Here is a 20,675-nt window from a genome sequence, read left to right on the forward strand (position 1 = left end):
AACCTACAGAGTGATGAAAAAGACCCAAATCTTAATCCTACTTCTCTGCGTTTGCCTAGGTGCCAGCGCACAAGAATTAACCTTACCCCAGCATTCCCAATACAATGCGGATAACCCATTTTTAATCTCGCCTGTATATGCAGGTATTGGAGACCACATTAAAGTGCGTTTAAACGGCTTAACACAATGGGTGGGTATAGAAGATGCACCAGATACCCAAACGTTAGCTGCAGACGCTAGAATTGGCGATAGATCTGGGTTAGGTATGTTTATTTATAATGATAGTAACGGTTTTACCCGCCAAAGAGGTGCAAGGGTATCTTTTGCGCATCATTTAACGTTGGATAGGTACGAAGACGAATTTTTATCTTTTGGAATTTCTTACAACTTTAACCAGTTTAGAATTGACGTTGAAAACTTTCAAGAAGAAAATGGGGAATTACCTACAGATGATAAATCTACTACCAACCATAACTTTGATGTAGGGGTATTGTATAGAATAAACAAGTTTTTCATCAGTCTAAACGCGGCCAATTTATTACCAAAGAACCTAGAGAATTTTAATCCGGTTTTTGAACCAAATACACTTCGTAATTATTACGCTTATGCTGGGTATGCCTTTTCTAAGAACAAGAACAGTAAATTAGAAATAGAACCATCTATTTTCTTTCAGTGGTTTGAGAGTGATGGCCGTTCCGTGACCGATTTAAATGCAAAATTTAGATTTCATAATTTTGAAGACTACTATTACCTAGGATTAACCTATCGTTTTTTAAACGACGCTAACCAACCACTTACACCCTTGTATCTTTCGCCAATGGCAGGTTTAAAAAAGAATAACCTTTATTTTGGCTATTCTTACCAAATCTTGACCAATGAAATTTCTGGATACAATATTGGTACGCATGTAATCACTGTTGGTATGGATTTGTTCCAAGGTATTAGTAACTGTAGATGCACCTATTAATTCTACCGTAATTAGTTTAATTTTGCCGCATATTTAAATATGCTATGGGTAAGATTAGATTAAATAATATTAGGGTACACGCCAATCATGGTTGCTTACAAGAAGAGGGTATTATTGGTAGTGATTACCGAGTAGATTTATCGGTTACCGCAAATTTAAAAGATGCCGCACATAGCGATAAATTATCCGAAACGGTAGACTATGTACATTTAAACAACATAGTTAAAGAAGAAATGGCAGTGAAATCCAAATTATTGGAACATGTTGCCAAAAGAATACTGGATAGGATTTTTACCGAAATACCTATGGTCTTAGATGCAGAAATAGCTGTATCTAAGATAAATCCGCCAATAGGGGGAGACGTAGAAAGTGTTACAGTAGAATTGTTTCGTAAAAACGAATAAAATCTATCTTGCAAAGCTAAATTTATTGAGGTACATTTGCAGCCTTGATGGCATCGTGGCCGAGCGGCTAGGCAGAGCTCTGCAAAAGCTTGTACAACGGTTCGAATCCGTTCGATGCCTCTCTAATAAAAAAGCCTTCCAAAATGGAAGGCTTTTTTATTTTATGCGTTCTATACTATCCTGAACATTAAATTTTTCTTTAGGTAAAAATCCTTTGGTTATCAACACAATTCCACAAATCATTAAAACAACACCTAATCCTTTTTTTACCAACCTAATTCGTTTTGGCGTTAACTTCTTTTTTAACTGTTTTGCCAACAAAATTTTAATGACGTCTACTAAAAAGTAAGTGAGTATCATAGTGGTAAAAAAGGCAATTAACCTATTCTCATCGTTCTCCATACTTGGGCCCACCACTATTAAAACACCCAACCAAAAAACAAGTACACCTATGTTAATAAAATTCAGTAAAAAACCCTTAACAATTAGGACCAAATAACTTCCTTTTAGTTTTTTAGATTCTTTCTTTTTGGCTTCTTTTTTTACATAAACTACTATACCATAAACCAGTAAAATCATACCACCAAAGACATAAAGTCCCGGTTCATTACTCAAGTTTTCTAACAACTGAAAACTCGAGAAATAGGCAATGAATATAAATAAGATATCTGCTAAGATTACACCTAAGTCTACGGCTATTGCCGCCCTAAAACCTTTAGTTGCACCAGTTTCTAATAAAACAAAGAAAACTGGACCAACCATAAAACTTAGTAAGATACCTAAGGGAATAGCTGTTTGTATATCTTCTAACATAAATAATTTTACTCTACACGCTCTATTTTACCTCCAAAGACAGTTTTCTGGTCCATTTTTTTTGGATTTCCGTAGACTAAAACAGTACCGCCCGCTTTTACATTGGCCTGTACATAATCTGTTGCATAGATAGCTGCAGTACCGCCAGCATTTACGCTAATAGTGGTAAGTTTACTTTTAAATACTTTACCCGTATAGGTACCACCCGTATTTATAGTAATATCTTGATTGTTTGTAAAACCTTTCACGATAACATCTCCTCCGGTAACCGCTTTAACTAGTAATTGTTCCGTTTGGCAGTTAAGGTTAACCTCGCCACCTTCTTGGGCCCTTATTTCTAATACATCTTGAACAAAAATATCTTTGGATTCAATTAATGCGTCTTCGTTCACATCTATTAGTTTTAATTCTTGGTTATAATATAAATCCACAAAAGTTCTATATCCACTAAAAATCTTTTCTAATTCCATCCGAACTTTTAAGACTCCATCGTTATTAACAATTACAACCTTCTGTGTATTTTCTCCTGTAATGACCGCTTTATTACCAGAAGACCTTATTAGGTTTACAGAAATACCATCAAAAGCTTTGATTTCTGTAAATTCATCTAAATCTACAGTAATGTCTTGGTCTTGGGCCAGTGTATTATAATATAACAATAACACTAGAAATAAAGAAAAGTAGGTTTTCATTTTTATTTAGTATTGATTCTCAAATACATAAACTGTTCCAAAACTAAAAAATTATGATTGGTACTTACCGATTAACGAAAAATCTAAGTGTCTTTTTTCTAAATCCGTGTTTTTAACCATCACAACTACTTCATCTCCAAGTTGATACGTTTTTTTAAAGCGTTCGCCTACAATTGCATATTGCGATTCGTCAAAAACATAATAATCGTCTTTGATGTCTCGTATACGCACCATACCTTCACACTTGTTTGCAATGATCTCTACATAGATTCCCCATTCGGTAACACCGGAGATTACACCAACAAATTCAGTATCTGCATGATCTTGCATAAACTTAATTTGCATATACTTGATAGAATCCCTTTCTGCACTAGCCGCTAACATTTCCATTTGGGAAGCATGTTGGCATTTTTCTTCATAAACAACTTCTTTAGCTGTTTTACCATTATCTAAATAATGCTGTAAAAGACGGTGCACCATAACATCTGGATACCTTCTAATAGGAGATGTAAAATGTGTATAGTAATCAAATGCCAAACCGTAATGACCTATGTTCTCTGTAGTATAAATGGCTTTGCTCATACTACGTATGGCAAGGGTATCTACTAGGTTTTGTTCTTTTTTACCTTTAACATCTTCCAATAATTTGTTTAAGGAACTGTTTATGGTTTTTCGGTCTTTTAACGCTATAGAATGTCCAAACCTTGAAATAACGCCATTTAAAGCCATTAATTTATCTAAATCTGGTTGATCATGAACCCGGTATACAAATGTTTTCTTAGGTTTTTGCTTACCAATGTATTCTGCCACCTTTCTATTAGCTAATAACATAAACTCTTCTATAAGCTTATTGGCATCTTTTGCTTCTTTAAAGTATACGCTTTCTGGATTATTTTCTTCATCTAGATTAAAACGAACTTCAATTTTATCAAAAGAAATAGCACCAGAATCCATACGTTTGCTACGCATAATTTTTGCCAAACGGTCCAAGGTTAAAATAGCTTCTACTATAGTCTCATCTACAGTGTAACCATCTTCTCTAATAGAAATTTCTTTAGGTATAATACCTGCTTTGGTTTCTATAATTTGTTGTGCTTCTTCATAAGCAAAACGCTCATTAGAATCTATTACCGTTCTACCAAACCATTGGTTCATTAATTTGGCATCTTTATCCAATTCAAAAATGGCCGAAAAGGTGTATTTTTCTTCCCTTGGCCTTAAGGAGCAGGCATTATTAGATAAGATTTCTGGCAACATAGGAACTACCCGATCTACCAAGTAAACCGATGTTGCCCTATTATAGGCTTCCTCGTCTAATATAGAATCTGGAGTTACATAATGAGATACATCTGCTATGTGTATTCCAACTTCAAAATTACCGTTTTCTAATTTGGTAAAAGACAATGCGTCATCAAAATCTTTGGCATCTTTAGGATCAATAGTAAAGGTTAAATCTTGCCGCATATCCCTACGTTTGGCAATTTCTTCAGCCTTTATACTGGTATCTAATGTATTAGCAAATTGTTCTACTTCATAAGGAAATTCGTAGGGTAAGCCATATTCCGCTAAAATAGAATGTATTTCAGTATTATGTTCCCCGGGCATTCCTAACACTTTAATTACTTTACCGTAAGGAGAATCTGCCTCTTTTGGCCAATCACCAAGGGCTACCAAAACCTTTGATCCATCTTCTGCTTCCATTGTTTTTTCAAGAGGAACAAAGATGTCTGTATACATACGGTTATCCATTGGTCTAACAAACGCAAATTTTTTATTACGTTCTAATACACCAACATATTCCGTTTTAAACCTATTTAAAACTTTCACAATTTCACCTTCTGGTCTTTTTCCTTTTCTAGAAGGTCTTAAACTAACGGTTACCTGGTCCTGATGAAAAGCACCATTTAATTTGCTGTTGGGTATAAAAATATCTTCTGGCATACCTTCTACTACTATGTAGGCGTTGCCACTAGAGGTTAAATCTACCTTTCCGGTAACCGTCTCATAGGCATCTGCTTTCTTTTTATACTTTCCCTTTTCAACTTCAATAATCCTACCTTTTTGTTTAAGCTGGCCTAATCTTCTAATTAGGTCGTTTCTACCTTGCGTATCTTCTATACCTAATTTAGCGGCTATCTGCTTGTAATTAAAGGTATTATTGGGCTTTTCTTCAAGAACGGTAAAGATTCCTTTAGTAATCTCGTTCTTCTTTTGACTCCTAGCCCTTTTCTTTTTCTTAGCCATTCAAAGAATATTTTTTTGAAAATTACAAATAATTAACGGGGAAGTTCGTTATATAAAGACCAATCATTTAAAAAGAGAAGGTTTATCAACAAACTAATTAATATTCTTTTTTCTTTTTTAAAATTTAAATTAAAAATGATGGTTATGATTGGTTGTTAATTTCTAGTATTGTTTTCACAACATTTTTTTGCTTTGAACAATAAAAAATACTTGTTGACAATTTATACCGGCTAAATTTTTAAGAGTATCAAATACTTAGATAGGTTATTAACTGTTTTTAATAAGTACTTTCAACATAAATTTCATGATAACTAAATGTATCTTTACTGTTAATATCTGCGTTTTTTTGTTGACTTAACCTTGATTAAATTTTAATTAAATATTAGCTAAACATCAATAAATCTTCTTATTGTTGAATTAGTATTAAAATTCAAAATTTTTTTCTTCATTTTTCTCCGCTATTTCTTCACATTTTAAGAATAGTTGTAATTGCTTGATTTGTAGTTTACTTTTAAAACGCCCCTTTTATTTATTAACAACACCGTTTAAAAGGTTTTGTACCTTTGTTGTGAACCCAAAACAAACGAGAATATTATGAAAATTGCTATTGGTAACGATCACGCAGGTACTGATTATAAACTGGCTATTGTTGGTCTTTTAAAATCTAAAGGTATTGAAGTTGTTAACTATGGTACGGATGGTTCTGACAGTGTAGATTATCCAGATTTTACCCATCCCGTGGCCCAAGATGTAGAAGAAGGTAAGGTAGATTTAGGTATAGTTATCTGCGGTAGTGGTAATGGTGCTACCATGACCATAAACAAACACCAAGGTGTACGTGGTGCACTTTGTTGGACAAAAGAAATTACGGCCTTGGCAAGAGCCCATAATAACGCTAACGTATTAAGCTTACCAGCAAGATTTATTTCTTTGCCCCAAGCATTAGAAATGGTAGACACTTTTTTAAATACCGAGTTTGACGGAGGAAGGCACGAGAGAAGGATTGAAAAAATTCCTTGTGGTTTTTAATTATTAACACAAAATTTTCGTGGGGCATAATCACCATCATAGTGCCGATACTACTGGAAAAAAGTTACTTATAAGTATTATCTTAAATGTAGTTATAACGGTAACGCAAATTATAGGTGGGTTTATTTCTGGTAGTTTAGCGCTTTTATCGGACGCACTTCATAATTTTAGTGATGTACTTTCTTTAGTGGTTAGTTATTTTGCCAATAGGCTTGCCAAGAAAAAATCTACAACCAATAAAACATTCGGTTATAAGCGTGCAGAAATAATAGCTGCTTTTGTAAATGCAAGTAGTTTAATTGTAATTGCACTGTTGCTAATCAAAGAAGGTATTGTACGGTTCATAAATCCGGAACCAGTGGGTTCTAACTTGGTTATAATACTTTCGGTTGTAGCCATTTTAGCAAATGGCTTTAGTGTATTCTTGTTGCACAAAGAGGCAGATAGAAATATGAATATGAAATCTGCTTACCTACACTTATTAACAGATATGTTAGCTTCTGTTGCCGTTTTAATAGGTGGTCTTATTATGAAATACTTTTCTTGGTATTGGATTGATCCCTTATTAACAATATTGATTGCTTTATACCTTATCTACATGGGATATGATTTGTTAAAAGAGTCTACCCGTGTTTTAATGTTGTTTACTCCTAAATCATTAGTGGTAGAAGACATTGTAAAGCGTATTTCTACTATAAACGGCATTAAAAATGTTCACCATGTACATATTTGGCAATTAAATGAAGATGAGGTGCATTTGGAAGCCCATATAGATTTTGTTAATGATATACGTTTATCCACCTTTGATGCTATTCTTATTGAAATTGAAGATTTGGTCTATCATAATTTTGGAATTAATCACGTTAATATACAGCCCGAGTTTAGCAAATGTGATCCAAAAACAGTAATAGTTGAAGATTAATGAAGGTACAGGTAAAAAAGTTTAATGAGTTAACAATAAAAGAGCTTTATGCAATTTTAGCACTAAGGAGCGAAGTATTTGTTGTAGAACAAGATTGTGTATATCAAGATATTGATTTTAAAGACCAAAAGGCATATCACTTAATGATAAAAGAAGATGGGAATGTAGTTGCGTACACCCGTATTTTTAAAGCTGGTGATTATTTTGACGATAACGCTTCTATAGGTAGGGTAGTGGTATCACCAAGATATAGAGGTGCAAATTTTGGTAAAAAAGTTATGGAAGAAAGCCTAAAATTCATTCGGAAAAAAATAGAGAGTAAAGGCGTAGAAATATCTGCTCAAGTATATTTACTTAAGTTTTACAATAATCTTGGCTTTAAAGAAGTTGGGGAACCGTATTTGGAAGATGACATTCCCCATATTAGAATGCTAAATACTAATTAATTAGATACGAATAGGTGTTTTGTTGGTCAGGTTTAAATCGTTCAACAAGGTATCCGTAAACTTATAGTGTCCTCTTGTAGTAATAATTTTAAATCGGTTAGATTTTAATCTACTTAATGTATCTAAGAACAACCATTTAGATTTCAAAAGGTTTTCTTTATCTGTTTTTAAACTGATATCAAAAAAGTACTTTCTACCGTTTTTTTCGGCAACAATATCTGGTGTTACCGTTGTTCCAGTACTTTTTTTAAGGAAAGATTTTGGGGTATCATACCCTTCTACATCGGCCCTGATATTTTCAAAACCAGTGTTTTCCAAATACTTAATAGACTTCTCTAAAAATTCCGTGTTTTCTTGTTTTTCCTTTTTTATCATAACATATAAAATAAAAAAACAAGTGCTAAAACCAATTTTTTAGTATTGATTAACAAGTACTTAACAATTAATATAACTGTTTTGCAATAGCATTCTTCAATAAAAAATCAAGTTTTAAAATTAAATTTAGCGGTTGTTCTATTTTGTTTTTGGAGCTTAAGTACAAATAGCCCTCCTTGGAGGCCAGCAAATTATTAACAATACTTACGCCATGTTTTTGAGGTCTCTTTATGGTATTTAAATTTATTCTACTGCTTAAATAAGCGATCAGCTTTAGCCTGTTAACAAAGTAGTATTTGCAAGAAGTAAATTTGTTGGGTTCATCACAATATATGGAAGTAACTAAGCCATAAAAATCTGTTGTTTTCCTAGTATATAGAAGCCAGCCAGGTTTTATAGTGCCATTTTTTAGATAGGAAAGTTCAAATGCAAATGTGGGTAAATCTTCGTTTAAGTAGTCTAGCTGGGCTTTTTCATCTACGGCATACTGTTTTTTAGTTACCTTATGGGTTAGGTAAATATCTACTCCTAGTAACTGCTCTTTTAAAGAATTAGTGCGTTTAAAAGTATACTGTTTAAGATGGTTTTGGTATTGGGTATTTAAAAAATGTTGAAGTTGTTTCTCTTTCTTTAGGTCAGAATTGAAACTACTTTTAGGATGCACTTAGCTGTTTTTTAAATGATTAATTAAACTTAATCCAATTTTCTCAACTATACCAACCACTAAAGCATTTCCCATAAAAAAGGCACGTTTGGTATCCGTTATTCCAGTTAACTGGGTATGGTTATCCGGAAACATATTTAAGCGTTCTAATTCTACCGGTGTTAATCTTCTTAAACCTTTTTTGGTTTGTATTACATGTTTAAATCTAGAAGGTGAAGCTCCGCCTTCTCCGGTAATAATTGTTCTAGAAGGCTTCTCCAAATCATCAGGAAAGGTCATACTACCTTCGGCATAGTTATAGGTATAACCCTCTTTAGTTGTCCTAGTTTCTTTTTTGGAACCTTTTAAGTAGTTCCATTTATGTAATTGTTCTTCTGGTATGTAAAAAGCTTTACCCACTTTAGAATCTAGCTGTAAAACCTCTTTTAAAACGCTATACGGACCGTTAAAATTTGACTTTAAATTGGCGGTTGTTACAGCATGTTCTAGGCAGATACCGCTATTTAAAAAAGGTGAAAGTTTACTGCCAAGGTTAAATTGTTCTGTTATTGTTACAAGATTTTCTTTTAATTTAAAGTGTTCTCGGGTATAACTATTTTCTTTTATGGGAAAAGCATTAGCTAATATACCATCTTGCCGTAACCAGTTTTCTGGAGTTTTTATTTTTTTATAAAGTGGGCTTGTTTTATGAATACCCACAAAAAAAACGCGCCTTCGGCGCTGTGGCATACCATATTCTGCGGCATTTATAACACGCCATTCTACAGCATAGCCTAAGTTATTCAATCCAGAAAGCATTATGGCAAAATCCCTTCCACGTTGTTTAACAGGTGATTTTAATAGCCGATCCACATTTTCTAAAATTAAAAACTGTGGCTTTTTTTTTTTCTCCTCTAAAATTCTGTAGATAGACCACCATAACACCCCTTTTTTACCTATAATACCCTTGGCATTTTTTAAGGTTGCCGCAACAGAATAATCTTGACATGGAAATCCACCTACTAATACATCAAAATCTGGTATTTCTGTTGTACTAACGGTCTCAATATCTTTATTAGAATGGTTTTCAGAACCAAATCTTGCTTCATATACCATAGAAGCGTGTTGCGTTTTTGTGCTGGGTTCCCATTGGTTGCTCCAGACAACTTTAAAACCTTGTGTTTTTTCCAAACCCAAGCGAAAACCGCCAACACCGGCAAATAGTTCACAAACGGATAGTTTTTGCATTGCTTAAAAATAGGTAATGTAGGCACAAAAAAAAACTGCCCCGACCAAGGGGCAGTATCAACCTAAATATAACTAAAAACAAACTAAATTCTTTTCTTAATCAATGAACAACCTTAATTATTAACCATTGTTGTTTCATTAATACGAAGTAAACTTAAGAAAGAATATTCTTACAAAATAGAGTTTGTTGTTTAGCATAGCTAAACTGTTGTTATTTATACAATTACTGTTGTGAGCCATCTCCTTTTATAAATTTTTCAATAAGATTCTGTATGGCTCTTTTATCTAATGGTTTGTTTATAACTTGGCTAACCATAGGATATGCTTTAATACGTTCGTTGTCTTCTGGAGATAAAGATGTGGTTAGTAATATTATTTTAGGATTTGCTTTTGCACTACGTTCTAGTTCGCTGTAGATATCTAAAAATTCCCAAACGTCCATGGTGGGCATGTTAATATCTGAAATAATTAAATCTGGGAATGCATTGTCTTTATCTTGAAGATATTCTAAAGCGTCTTTACCGGTTAAAAAGGAGACTATTTCATTACAAGCGTCGGACTGCTTTAAAAATTTTGTGTGTATAAAATTGGTAGCCTTGTTATCGTCTAATAATAAAACTTTATTGAACATAAGCTTCTTAATTAGTGTTTAATGGTATGGTAAATTTAAAGGTACTCCCTAACCCAACAGCACTATCTACCCAAAGATTGCCACCCATATTTTCAATTAACTTTTTACAATGGGCCAATCCTATACCTGTACCTGTATAAGTTTCATTGCTGTGTAATCTGGTAAATAGATTAAATATTTCCGTGAGGTTTTTTTTGGCAATTCCAATTCCATTATCACTGATACTAATCTCTATATGGGTTGCTGTTTCCTCTCCGGTTATACTTATGATAGGGGTAGTATTTTCTTTAGTAAACTTCAAGGCATTGCCTATTAAGTTAAGAAATAAGGAATTTAATTCTGTTTCACTACCATGAGCACTTGGTAAATTTGAAACGCTAATTTTTGCATTCTTTTCTTTAATAACGCGACCCAGACTATCCAAGCTATTTTTCACCACTTCGTTTAAATTTACCGTGGTTTTGTTGGCATTACCTTCCAGTTTAGAATAGTCTAATAAACCAGAAACCAAACGCTCCATTTTTTTTGTCTCATCTAAAATCAAATTCAAATGGGAGGTGCCTTCTTCATCTAGAATAGCTTGATAATCGCTTATAAATAAATCTAGTAGACTAGCAATAGTTTTAATTGGTTCTTGTAGATCATGGCTTGCAGTGTAGGCAAATTGTTCTAAATTTTTGTTACTGTTACTTAGCTGTTTTAATTTAGAAATATCTGTTAGCGTACCTACAATTTTTAGGGGAAAATTATTCTTATCCCATTCTATAATCTGCGCTTTACTATAACCCCAAATTACAGACCCATTTTTGTGCCTGTACCTTACTTCTCCTTCAAAAGGAATGGAACCTTTACTTGCAATGTGCTTTTTAAATCCAGAAATGGATTTAGACAGGTCTTCTGTTAGTATTTTAGATTTCCAAAATTCTGATTTATTGGCCTCTGGCTCATTTTCGTAACCAAAAATTTTCTTGAAAGACTTACTTATGTAGCCTTTGTTCTTATTTAAGTTCCATTCCCAAAAACCAATGCCGGTAGTATTTAATACCTTGTCAAAAAGCAATGTTTGTTCGGCATATTTCTCCTGATAAGATATTTCTTGGGTAATATCTTTAATTATAGAAACAACATAACTTAACTTTTGGTTTTTATCTAATTTGGGAATGCTATTAAGTTTTATCCAAACCTCGTTACCATGGGCGTCTATATTCTTTCTAATGGTACCTTTAAGTGCAATTCCTTGTTCTAGTTGCAACCAATCTATTTTGTGCTGTTCTTTGGCTTGTTCCGTACCAAATTCCATTACATGCTTACCTATGAGTTGGTCTTTATGATTGCATTTATGAACCGTTACCAATTTTTGATTACAGTTTATTATGTAGCCCTTATTATCTAGAATAGCAATTACATCTGGTGAGTTTTCAAAAATTTCTTGATAAACATCCAAGGCAGGTATAGCATGTTTTCTAAAATAATTGTTATGATAACTATCTAAACTCAACTCTAGGGATTTTATGGGTACTTATTTATAGGGTGCTTTGGTTTTAAAAATTTCATAGTGATTATAACAAATAAGCGCAAGCTGTTTTATTCATGATTTAACATGAATAACTGTTGACCATCCATTAAATGCAAAATGAAATTCAAATTTGGTTAAGAATAATGGTTAGTTGATTCCTATTAGCTAATATAGAAAAATCTTACAAAAATCAACTAAAACCCTACAAAAAATAAGGTTTATCTTATTGATATTAGGCCATTTGGAGGGTAAAACTAAAGGTGGTTCCTTTACCCTGTTCAGATTCACACCAAATTTCGCCATTGTGTGTCTCTACTATTTTTTTACATTGAGATAATCCTATACCGGTACCACTATATTCTTGATTACTGTTTAATCGCTTAAATATTTCAAAGACAGAGTTTAATTTATCCTTTGGAATACCTATGCCATTGTCCGTAATATTAATCTGCAGCATACCCTTGTGATTTCCTTTGGTAATAGTTATTTCAGGGCTTTGTCCTTTTTTGATGAATTTTAGGCCGTTTCCTATTAGATTTAGAAATAAGGAGTGTAACTCCACCGGGTTACCAATTACTTTTGGTAATTGGGTTACTTCTATTGTTGCTTTATGTTGTTTTATACTGGTATTTAAATCGTTTAAAACATTTTTTACTAATGTACTTAGGTCTACCGTTTCTTTATGTGCTGTTTTGCCAACCTTAGAATAATCCAATAATCCGGTAATGAGCTGTGTCATACGTTCAGAAGAGTTTTCTATAAACTCTAGATAACTTCTACCATCTACACCTATTTTTTGTCCGTATTCTTCCTTAAATATTTGGATAAAGTCTTTTATGGTACGTAAAGGCTCTTGTAAGTCATGGCTAGCCAAATAAGCAAACTTTTCTAAGTCTTCATTGCTCTTTGCCAAATTTTTTAAATTTGTTATATCAATATGGCTGCCTACCATTCTTATAGGATTATTTTCCGCATCCCATTCAATAACTTTTCCCTTGCAAAGGACCCAAACAATACTTCCATTTTTGTGGTAATAACGTACTTGTAAGTCGTAAGGGGTTTGTCCTTTTGTACTAATATGTTCGTTATACTTTGCAATTAATTTGGGTAGATCGTCTGGATGTACAATTTTTTGCCAAGATTCAACCGTATTTTTCATCTCATGGTCTTTATAACCAAACATGGCTTTAAAGGTTGGGCTTAAGTATTGAATATTGTCTTTTATGTTCCAATCCCAGTAGCCGGCCATTGTACTTTCCAATACGTGTTCAAACGTTTCATTTTGCCTAATTAACTCTTCTTGTACCTGGTTTAAAACTTTTGTGGCGGTAATGTCTGTCTCGGTGCCGATCATCTTTAAGGGCGTGCCATTAGCAGACCACTCTACAACTTTACCTCTAGTAAGTAAATACGTTATTCCCCCTTCGCTATTTTTGTATCTTATTTCTACTTGGTATGGTATTTTTCCTTTGGATTCTATATGTCTTGCTATACCCCTTTCTACTTTTTTTCGATCTAAAGGATGCATTAATTTAAACCAATTACTAACGGTATCTTCCAATTCTTCTGGCTTAAAACCTAGAACTTGTTCTAAAGATTTGTTACGAGTGTGATTGTCTTTTAAATCCCAAATCCAAAAACTATCAGAAGTGGCTTCTAAGGCTAATAATTGATTCTCTAATTTTTTATTGGATACTACTTCGGTGGTTACATCTCGAAACATGGATAAGATAAAATCTATTTCCAGGCTTTCTTTATAGATAGGTTTTACATTTAATTCTATATATCTATGGTTGCCTTCGCCATCTATAATTTCCCTTATTTCGTTTGTAAGCCTTTTTCCACTTAAAAAAAGAGCAAGGTCTTGGTTAAAGATTCGCTGTTGAGACTGTGGCAAAAAATTAGAAACAGGTTTGCCAATAATTTCCCGTTTATCACTTACATTATTGATTTGTAGTAATTTGATATTGCAATCTAGCACAATACCATTTTTATCAAAAACACAAACTACGTCTCTAGTATTGTTATATAGTGCGCTAAGATATTTTAGCGTGTTAGAAGTGTAGGTTTCTTCTACATGGCGTTTATTGTCCATATAGATGATTTCCTGGTTTGTGGTGGCACCAGTTTTTTTCATCTTGGGTCTGCTTTGGACACTAAGTTAGTAAATTTCCTACAAAAAATAAGAAATTATCTGATTACCATGTATTTATAGTCTTTATTTAAGTATAGATTGATATTTACTTGAATCACTTAATAGGGAAGAAGCGGTTTTTATAGCTTCATCATTTTTTAAGTGATATTTATACAATCCCTTTCTATAAAAATATCTCGGTATTAACTCCTCCTCTAACTTATGTTCTATTGCTTTCTTATAGGTGTCTAGAGCTTCTATCTTACTTTTATCTATAGCAATTAAAAGCTCTTTATATTTTTCTTTTACGGAAGCCCCAAGTAAGGAATCTTCATTATGTAATTGTGCTTCTAAAACAGTTTCACTTTTGGTTTTAAACGAGAATCCATTTTTAGCTACAAATTGTTTAAAGGCGTTGTAGTCTGTTGTGCTAAAATTAAATTGATCCAAACTAGACAGTGGGTTTTGATAGTAATATTGCGTAGCAAAGTCAAAAATTAGATGGTTGTTGTCCAAAGCCCTTACCAAATCATTGGTTTTTTGTGTAGCCAATTCTATATCCGGTAAAACACCACCACCATCTTCTACGGTTCTACCGTTTTTAGTTTTAAATTGATTGAAGGTAGTGTTTCTAATAGCTTTTCCGTCTTGATCTCTATTCCAATAGTCTAATGCCTGTATACACCTGCCAGAAGGCGTGTAATATCTAGATATGGTAACTTTAAGCTGTGTGCCATAAGTTAGTTTTAGTGGGCGTTGCACAAGGCCTTTTCCAAAACTTCTAGCCCCAACAACAACTGCGCGGTCTAAATCTTGCAATCCGCCAGAAACAATTTCACTGGCAGATGCACTCCTGCCGTTGATAAGTACAACTAAAGGAATTTCTGTATCTAATGCCTTGTTTTTAGTTTTATATTCTTGGTTAAATTTTTTAACCTTGGATTTTGTGGTAACTATTAACTCACCTTTTTGTACAAATAAATTAGTAACGTTGATAGCTTCTGAAAGTAAGCCACCAGGATTACCTCTTAAATCTAAAATTAGGCGCTCCGCGCCTTTTCCTTTTAAATCTATAATTGCCGCTTTGGTTTGCTCAGATGCTTTTCGGTTAAATTTGGCCAAAACTATATAGCCTGTTTTGTTATCTACCATTTCATAAAACGGTACAGCATCTATTTCTACACCACCACGTTTAATTGTTGTTTGTTGGGTTTTACCTTGTCTTAGGTATGTTACGCTTATTTCAGAATCATTGGCTCCTTTTAATAATTCACTTGCATTATCATCAAAATCCGCCACATTTATTTCACCAATTTTAATTAATTCATCACCAGCTTTTAAACCAGCTTTGTCCGCAGGGTAACCTTCATATGGTTCTACAATTAACAGTTTGTCTTTGTAAGAACGCACTAGGGCACCAATTCCAGAATATTGGCCTGCGTTGTTAATTCGATATTCCTCAACATCTTGTTCATTTAAAAATTTGGTATACGGATCCAACTCGTCTAACATGTTTTTAATGGCAGCATCCATTAATTCTCCTGGGTTGGTTTCGTCCACATAATTCATATTCAATTCTTTGAACAGGGTGGTGAATATTTCAATTTGTTTTGCGATTTCAAAAAAATCGCTCTTAAAACTACTACCAACTATTAAAAAGGTTACCGCAAGAACAGGAACCAAAAACCGCTTTTTAACTTTGCCCATCATTAGATTGTGCTTTCTGAAGTTTATGAAAAAGTACCTTCATTTTCTTTTCTATAAAATGAAATTCAGGTATTTCCTTACCAAGGTATAAAATGGCGAACGCAAAATTTGCCTCAATGTTGTTAAAAAACACTTCTTTTTGAAGCCTGTAGTTCTCTCTTAGTAACCTTTTAACGGCATTACGTTCTACGGCTTTTTTAAGTGTTCTTTTCGGGGCAATAAAAGCTACCTTATTAATTTTATTTTCAATAGGCAGGTAAATAAGCTTTAGTGGATAGGCGTTAATTGTCTTTCCTTCTGAAAATAATTTATCGATGATTATTTTTTCTTTAAGCTTTTCTTTATGTGGTAGCGATGCGTTCATGTACACCAAAATTAAAAAAACCACCTTGGAACAACACCAAGGTGGTTTTTTTATGGGATAAAATTATTGTTACTGGTCTGCTTGCCAGTTATTGTTGTTACGATCAATATCTGCCATTAATTGAGAAGGGTCTATGGATATGCCTAAGACTTGATTTAAAGGTTTGTCTATAATCAATTCATAGGTGGGTTTTGCCCAAGACCAATCTTCCTTAATGGTTCTTTTCAGATTGGGGTAGGGGTTGTCTTTTTCTCCACGCATCATTCTAAGGGGCACGTAATACGTTTCTTGGTTACCATTACCATCTACCACCAAAACATCTAATGGCATGGGCATAAGACCTTTACGCTCTAATATTACCTTTGTTTTGTTTCCTTCTGCAACTACTTCGTTAATGGCATAATCTATAGTGTTGGTAGTCTGTGTCCAATCTGTTAAATACCAATCTAGTTCCATACCGCTTACTTTTTCTGCGGTTCTTTTAATATCGTTGGGTGTAGGGTGTTTAAATTTAAAATCCTCAAAATACTTTTTTAAGGTTTCCATTAATTTATCTTGCCCAATTACATAACCTAATTGCGATAAAAAGATAGAACCTTTGCTGTAGGCAGCTATACCATAGGCAAAATTTAAATCGTAGCGATCTGCATGTGTAGTTTGTGGTTGTTCTTTACCAGAATTTACTAGTGCATAATAACCTTTGTAGGAGCCTTCAAACGGATTTTCTTTTTTTTGATCCATAACTTGATTCATACATAGGCTACTGATAAAGCTGGTAAAACCTTCGTCCATCCACGAATGTTTAGATTCATTGGTTGCCAAGACGTGTTGAAACCAGGAGTGCGCCATCTCATGTACGGTTACCCCAACCAAGCTTCCAAAGCTACGGTCTCCCGTAATTAAGGTGCCCATGGCATATTCCATACCTCCGTCGCCACCTTGAATTACAGAATATTGGTCATAAGGGTACTTACCTACATTAGCACTTAAAAAACGCATGGTCTCTGCGGTTTTAGGTTGCAAATCTTTCCAGTTTTTGGTAAGCTTAGGGTCGTTTTTATAAAGAAAGTGTAAGGTGGGCCCATCTTCCATTTTAAGCACATCATGCACATATTCTGGATCGGCCGCCCACATAAAATCGTGAACCATTGGTGCTTTAAAATGCCAGGTTAGGGTTTTGCCCTTCGTTTTAACCTTGGTACCAGCATCTTGGTAACCATGCCCTATTTCATTAGAATTTTGCAAATAGCCACTAGCACCTACGGTGTAGTTTTTGTCCAAGGTAAGTTTAACGTCAAAATTTCCCCAAACACCATGAAATTCTCTAGCTATATATGGATTGGGATGCCACCCTTCAAAATCGTACTCAGATAATTTAGGGTACCATTGGCTCATACTCAATGCCACACCTTCCTTACTGTTTCTACCAGACCTTCTAATTTGCAATGGAACTTGGCCTTTAAATTCCATTTCTAATACGGTTTTGCTATTGGGTTGTATTGGGGTAGCCAAATCTACCACCAAGATTGTGCCTTCTTCAGCGAATTTTACCGGAGTACCATCCTGGGTTAACGAAACGGTATGTAAGTAACCAATTTCTTCTGGAGATAATGTACTTATTCTACTTTTACCATCTTCGGTAAGCATTCTTTTATCACCATCCTTAATAGTTTGTAAACGAATGTCCATATCACTACCAGGCTGAAAAGCATTAAAGTATAAGTGATAATAAACACGATTTAATACATCTGGTGAGTTGTTGGTGTAAACCAGTTTTTGAGAGCCGGTATACTGATATGTTTCTACATCCATGTTAACATCCATGGTGTAGTCTACATGCTGTTGCCAGTATGTATGGTTTCCTTGTGCCACCAATACGGTAGAAATACCGCATACTACTAAAAAGGCAATCTTTTTAATTAAATGAATCATTGTTATTTAGCGTTTTGATCTAAGTTTATTTTTCCTTTGGTAAAATTATCTGCCATAATTAATGCATTGTAGGCATTTACCATTTTACCAGATTTTGAAGCTTGTTTAAACGGTTTAGTATTCCCTTCTTCACCGGCAAGAATTACACTGGTTTTAGTAGTAATTCCAGATTGCATTAGTATTTGCTTTAATTGTTTGGCGTTTAGTTGAGGGTACTGCCCTTTTAACAAAGCGGCCACCCCACTAACTGCTGGCGCGGCCATAGACGTGCCTCCCTGAAACTCGTATTTATTATTTGGCATAGTAGAGTAAATATTATCGCCAGGAGCAAAAACATCTACATTTTGGTTGCCATAATTAGAAAATGATGCAATCATTTTAGACCCATAACTTGGAGCAAGGGCCCCTACGGTTATTACATTATCCGTAAATTCTGTGGACATAAATTTATGGTCGTTAGGGAAGTTTGGATTATTGGCATTGTCCAAATCATTGCCATCATTTCCGGCAGCATGAACAATTAATACATTTTTAGAGGCTGCGTAAGAGATGGCATCGTAAACCCATTCTGCTTTTGGAGAAAAAGATTTTCCAAAGCTGCAATTTATGATAGCGGCACCGTTATCTACAGCGTATCTAATGCCCCTAGCAATATCTTTATCATACTCATCTCCGTTTGGAACGGCCCGTATACTCATAATCTTTACATTATTGGCAACACCATTTACGCCGAGCCCATTATTTCTTTCTGCCGCAATAATACCCGCAACATGGGTACCATGGGATTCATCTTCTACAAGATTTCTTGGATTGCCATTTCCATAATCAATATCACTTAAATCATAAGGGTTATCTCCTACCACTTCTCTTCCATTAAAATCTACGTTTATATTGTAGTTCAACTTTTCGGTAAAATATTCTACCCCCTCTTTTAATTGCGCTAAAACCTCATCTATACTATCTTCGTATTGATACATTTGTTTTAATACACCTACATATTGTAAAAGCTCCTGATCGGTAGTTTGTATTTTGGCCAAATCTTGTTTGGTATAGCTTTCCTGACCTAATTCTTTTTTAACAGCTTTATCCGCATTACCTACTATAAGGTACATTTGGTCATATTGTTGTTTTTGTTGCAGGGTTTTAGGATATTCCTCATCTATCAACTTTTGTGCTTTAGCCAAACTAGCGGCATCACCAATATTTAGGCGCAGCATTCTAGCATATTCTAGCTGCTCATTATAAGATTCTCCTAAAAAGTTATAGCCGTGCAGATCATCTACAAATCCGTTATTGTCATCGTCCTTACCGTTGTTTGGTATCTCTTTTGTATTGGTCCAAAGTACACCGTTTAAATCCTCGTGGTCCAAATCCATTCCAGAATCCAATACAGCAACTATAACGGTACTTCCCTTTTTGTTTTTTAAAATATCGGCATACGCTCTTTCCACGCTCATACCAGGTATGGTATCTATCAGTAAATCTTTATGTCCCCAAGATTGCTTTTCAGCATCAGTGAGTTCCATCACCTTAAGGGGCAATGTATCTATATTTTCTACAGGTGTAGATACTAAAGTAGTGGCTCCACAACCCACCAAAAAAGACCCAGAAAAGGCCACTAAAGCAGTTTTAGTCAATTTTATCATGTAAACAAGTTTAGTTTTAGTATTTAAAATAGCTCGCTAAAGCTAAATATATTATCAACTCGAGCACCTTTTTCAGTTTGTTTTAAAGAACAGATTTGATTGTGTGCGTCATGCTCAAAAAACAGCAAAAGTTCATCTTTAACAGCACTATCTAAAAAGCTGTTTTTTTCATCTAGGGTTAGTAATGGTCTGGTATCATAGCCCATAACATAAGGTAGGGGAATGTGCCCTACGGTTGGTATTAAATCTGCCATAAAAACCAATGTTTTACCCTTATAATTAATATACGGAAGCATTTGTTTATCGGTATGGCCATCTACAAACCGTATTCCAAAACCCAGCTCTGATGTCTTTAAAAACGTAGCGTTGCCCCGTTCTATAAAACACAACTGACCACTTTCTTGCATAGGCAATAGGTTTTCCTTTAAAAAGGAGGCCTTTTCCCTAGCATTTGGTTTTGTTGCCCACTGCCAATGCTCCTCATTGGTCCAGAAGTTCGCATTTTTAAAGGCTGGTTCGTAACCAGTTCTGTCTTTGTTCCATTGGATACAGCCACCAGAATGATCAAAATGTAGGTGTGTTAAAAAAACATCGGTAATATCATCTTTAGAAAACCCAAGGTTACCCAAGGAATTTTCTATGGTATGACTTCCCCACCTATGGTAATAGCTAAAAAATTTATCGGATTGTTTATTACCCAATCCCGTGTCAATTAAAATTAAACGGTTGCCGTCTTCTATTAAAAGGGAACGGGCGGCAATATCAATTAGATTGTTGTAGTCTGCAGGATTTGTTTTGTTCCAAATTGTTTTAGGTACTACGCCAAACATAGCACCACCATCTAATTTAAAATTTCCTGTTTCAACGGGATATATTGTCATGTAGTCTAAAATCTATACTAAAATGGCACGTAAAATAAGAAACCAAGGTGTAATCACCTTAAAAACATCTTATTATTATTT

Annotated in this window: 19 protein-coding genes and 1 tRNA gene; 6 read left to right on the forward strand and 14 right to left on the reverse strand. The window is 34.2% G+C overall.

Annotated features, from left to right (window positions below; genetic code table 11):
- Nucleotides 1-13: 13 nt before the first annotated feature.
- The 3 genes from ACXAGS_RS01780 to ACXAGS_RS01790 all read left to right on the forward strand — a co-directional run bounded on the left by ACXAGS_RS01780 (nt 14) and on the right by ACXAGS_RS01790 (nt 1,491).
- Nucleotides 14-967: a PorP/SprF family type IX secretion system membrane protein gene (locus tag ACXAGS_RS01780; RefSeq protein WP_474904789.1), complete on the forward strand. Its 954-nt coding sequence runs from the start codon at nt 14-16 to the stop codon at nt 965-967.
- Between the two features lie 44 nt (nt 968-1,011).
- The gene (gene folB / locus ACXAGS_RS01785; RefSeq protein WP_474904031.1) at nt 1,012-1,371 is read left to right on the forward strand and encodes a dihydroneopterin aldolase; all 360 of its coding nucleotides are present in this window, start codon (nt 1,012-1,014) and stop codon (nt 1,369-1,371) included.
- Nucleotides 1,372-1,420: 49 nt separating this feature from the next.
- Nucleotides 1,421-1,491, forward strand: a tRNA-Cys gene (locus tag ACXAGS_RS01790).
- 36 nt (nt 1,492-1,527) lie between these two features.
- Here ACXAGS_RS01790 and ACXAGS_RS01795 read toward each other — a convergent pair.
- Genes ACXAGS_RS01795 through rnr form a run of 3 tightly spaced genes read right to left on the reverse strand, consistent with a single transcriptional unit; the run spans nt 1,528 to nt 5,120 of the window.
- Nucleotides 1,528-2,184: a LysE family translocator gene (locus ACXAGS_RS01795; protein ID WP_474904033.1), complete on the reverse strand. Its 657-nt coding sequence runs from the start codon at nt 2,182-2,184 to the stop codon at nt 1,528-1,530.
- Nucleotides 2,185-2,192: 8 nt separating this feature from the next.
- Complete coding sequence (locus ACXAGS_RS01800; protein WP_474904035.1) at nt 2,193-2,876, reverse strand: head GIN domain-containing protein; 684 nt, start codon at nt 2,874-2,876, stop codon at nt 2,193-2,195.
- Nucleotides 2,877-2,927: 51 nt separating this feature from the next.
- Nucleotides 2,928-5,120: a ribonuclease R gene (rnr, locus tag ACXAGS_RS01805; RefSeq protein WP_474904037.1), complete on the reverse strand. Its 2,193-nt coding sequence runs from the start codon at nt 5,118-5,120 to the stop codon at nt 2,928-2,930.
- A gap of 594 nt (nt 5,121-5,714) precedes the next feature.
- On the opposite strand from rnr, the gene rpiB reads away from it, so the two are divergent.
- From rpiB to ACXAGS_RS01820, 3 genes are read left to right on the forward strand one after another with little or no spacing between them, the layout of a single operon-like run.
- Complete coding sequence (rpiB, locus tag ACXAGS_RS01810; RefSeq protein WP_010519506.1) at nt 5,715-6,149, forward strand: ribose 5-phosphate isomerase B; 435 nt, start codon at nt 5,715-5,717, stop codon at nt 6,147-6,149.
- Between the two features lie 19 nt (nt 6,150-6,168).
- A complete protein-coding gene (locus ACXAGS_RS01815; protein WP_474904039.1) occupies nt 6,169-7,071 on the forward strand; it encodes a cation diffusion facilitator family transporter in 903 nt (300 codons plus the stop codon).
- Nucleotides 7,071-7,517, forward strand: a complete 447-nt coding sequence (locus tag ACXAGS_RS01820) for a GNAT family N-acetyltransferase (RefSeq protein ID WP_474904040.1) — start codon at nt 7,071-7,073, stop codon at nt 7,515-7,517. Before ACXAGS_RS01815 ends, ACXAGS_RS01820 begins: the two co-directional genes overlap by 1 nt.
- Here ACXAGS_RS01820 and ACXAGS_RS01825 read toward each other — a convergent pair whose 3' ends face one another.
- The 11 genes from ACXAGS_RS01825 to ACXAGS_RS01875 all read right to left on the reverse strand — a co-directional run bounded on the left by ACXAGS_RS01825 (nt 7,518) and on the right by ACXAGS_RS01875 (nt 20,594).
- Nucleotides 7,518-7,892, reverse strand: coding sequence for a hypothetical protein (locus ACXAGS_RS01825; RefSeq protein ID WP_010519509.1), 375 nt, complete (start codon nt 7,890-7,892; stop codon nt 7,518-7,520).
- Between the two features lie 67 nt (nt 7,893-7,959).
- Nucleotides 7,960-8,556, reverse strand: coding sequence for a hypothetical protein (locus ACXAGS_RS01830; protein WP_474904042.1), 597 nt, complete (start codon nt 8,554-8,556; stop codon nt 7,960-7,962).
- The gene (gene dcm / locus ACXAGS_RS01835) at nt 8,557-9,783 is read right to left on the reverse strand and encodes a DNA (cytosine-5-)-methyltransferase (protein ID WP_474904043.1); all 1,227 of its coding nucleotides are present in this window, start codon (nt 9,781-9,783) and stop codon (nt 8,557-8,559) included. It lies immediately after the preceding gene.
- A gap of 223 nt (nt 9,784-10,006) precedes the next feature.
- Nucleotides 10,007-10,414: a response regulator gene (locus ACXAGS_RS01840; RefSeq protein WP_474904044.1), complete on the reverse strand. Its 408-nt coding sequence runs from the start codon at nt 10,412-10,414 to the stop codon at nt 10,007-10,009.
- Nucleotides 10,415-10,421: 7 nt separating this feature from the next.
- The gene (locus ACXAGS_RS01845; RefSeq protein WP_474904046.1) at nt 10,422-11,912 is read right to left on the reverse strand and encodes a PAS domain S-box protein; all 1,491 of its coding nucleotides are present in this window, start codon (nt 11,910-11,912) and stop codon (nt 10,422-10,424) included.
- 250 nt (nt 11,913-12,162) lie between these two features.
- On the reverse strand, nt 12,163-14,067 hold the full coding sequence (locus ACXAGS_RS01850; RefSeq protein WP_474904048.1) for a PAS domain-containing protein: 1,905 nt from the start codon (nt 14,065-14,067) through the stop codon (nt 12,163-12,165).
- 81 nt (nt 14,068-14,148) lie between these two features.
- On the reverse strand, nt 14,149-15,771 hold the full coding sequence (locus ACXAGS_RS01855) for a S41 family peptidase (protein ID WP_474904791.1): 1,623 nt from the start codon (nt 15,769-15,771) through the stop codon (nt 14,149-14,151).
- The gene (locus ACXAGS_RS01860) at nt 15,758-16,135 is read right to left on the reverse strand and encodes a ribonuclease P protein component (protein ID WP_474904049.1); all 378 of its coding nucleotides are present in this window, start codon (nt 16,133-16,135) and stop codon (nt 15,758-15,760) included. Before ACXAGS_RS01860 ends, ACXAGS_RS01855 begins: the two co-directional genes overlap by 14 nt.
- Nucleotides 16,136-16,204: 69 nt before the next feature.
- Complete coding sequence (locus ACXAGS_RS01865) at nt 16,205-18,067, reverse strand: M1 family metallopeptidase (RefSeq protein WP_474904051.1); 1,863 nt, start codon at nt 18,065-18,067, stop codon at nt 16,205-16,207.
- Nucleotides 18,068-18,069: 2 nt separating this feature from the next.
- Entirely contained in the window at nt 18,070-19,713 is a 1,644-nt protein-coding gene (locus ACXAGS_RS01870) for a S8 family peptidase (protein ID WP_474904052.1), read from the reverse strand.
- 23 nt (nt 19,714-19,736) lie between these two features.
- The gene (locus ACXAGS_RS01875) at nt 19,737-20,594 is read right to left on the reverse strand and encodes an MBL fold metallo-hydrolase (RefSeq protein ID WP_474904053.1); all 858 of its coding nucleotides are present in this window, start codon (nt 20,592-20,594) and stop codon (nt 19,737-19,739) included.
- Between the last annotated feature and the right edge of the window lie 81 nt (nt 20,595-20,675).

It is taken from the genome of Croceivirga sp. ABH4_376, from assembly GCF_056160685.1.

What these genes read in the sequence shown, in the direction of transcription:
- ACXAGS_RS01780 (WP_474904789.1), top strand. Translation starts at nt 14, where the DNA reads ATGAAAAAGACCCAAATCTTAATCCTACTTCTCTGCGTTTGCCTAGGT.
- folB (WP_474904031.1), top strand. Translation starts at nt 1,012, where the DNA reads ATGGGTAAGATTAGATTAAATAATATTAGGGTACACGCCAATCATGGT.
- ACXAGS_RS01795 (WP_474904033.1), bottom strand. Translation starts at nt 2,184, where the DNA reads ATGTTAGAAGATATACAAACAGCTATTCCCTTAGGTATCTTACTAAGT.
- ACXAGS_RS01800 (WP_474904035.1), bottom strand. Translation starts at nt 2,876, where the DNA reads ATGAAAACCTACTTTTCTTTATTTCTAGTGTTATTGTTATATTATAAT.
- rnr (WP_474904037.1), bottom strand. Translation starts at nt 5,120, where the DNA reads ATGGCTAAGAAAAAGAAAAGGGCTAGGAGTCAAAAGAAGAACGAGATT.
- rpiB (WP_010519506.1), top strand. Translation starts at nt 5,715, where the DNA reads ATGAAAATTGCTATTGGTAACGATCACGCAGGTACTGATTATAAACTG.
- ACXAGS_RS01820 (WP_474904040.1), top strand. Translation starts at nt 7,071, where the DNA reads ATGAAGGTACAGGTAAAAAAGTTTAATGAGTTAACAATAAAAGAGCTT.
- ACXAGS_RS01825 (WP_010519509.1), bottom strand. Translation starts at nt 7,892, where the DNA reads ATGATAAAAAAGGAAAAACAAGAAAACACGGAATTTTTAGAGAAGTCT.
- dcm (WP_474904043.1), bottom strand. Translation starts at nt 9,783, where the DNA reads ATGCAAAAACTATCCGTTTGTGAACTATTTGCCGGTGTTGGCGGTTTT.
- ACXAGS_RS01840 (WP_474904044.1), bottom strand. Translation starts at nt 10,414, where the DNA reads ATGTTCAATAAAGTTTTATTATTAGACGATAACAAGGCTACCAATTTT.
- ACXAGS_RS01850 (WP_474904048.1), bottom strand. Translation starts at nt 14,067, where the DNA reads ATGAAAAAAACTGGTGCCACCACAAACCAGGAAATCATCTATATGGAC.
- ACXAGS_RS01855 (WP_474904791.1), bottom strand. Translation starts at nt 15,771, where the DNA reads ATGGGCAAAGTTAAAAAGCGGTTTTTGGTTCCTGTTCTTGCGGTAACC.
- ACXAGS_RS01860 (WP_474904049.1), bottom strand. Translation starts at nt 16,135, where the DNA reads ATGAACGCATCGCTACCACATAAAGAAAAGCTTAAAGAAAAAATAATC.
- ACXAGS_RS01865 (WP_474904051.1), bottom strand. Translation starts at nt 18,067, where the DNA reads ATGATTCATTTAATTAAAAAGATTGCCTTTTTAGTAGTATGCGGTATT.
- ACXAGS_RS01870 (WP_474904052.1), bottom strand. Translation starts at nt 19,713, where the DNA reads ATGATAAAATTGACTAAAACTGCTTTAGTGGCCTTTTCTGGGTCTTTT.
- ACXAGS_RS01875 (WP_474904053.1), bottom strand. Translation starts at nt 20,594, where the DNA reads ATGACAATATATCCCGTTGAAACAGGAAATTTTAAATTAGATGGTGGT.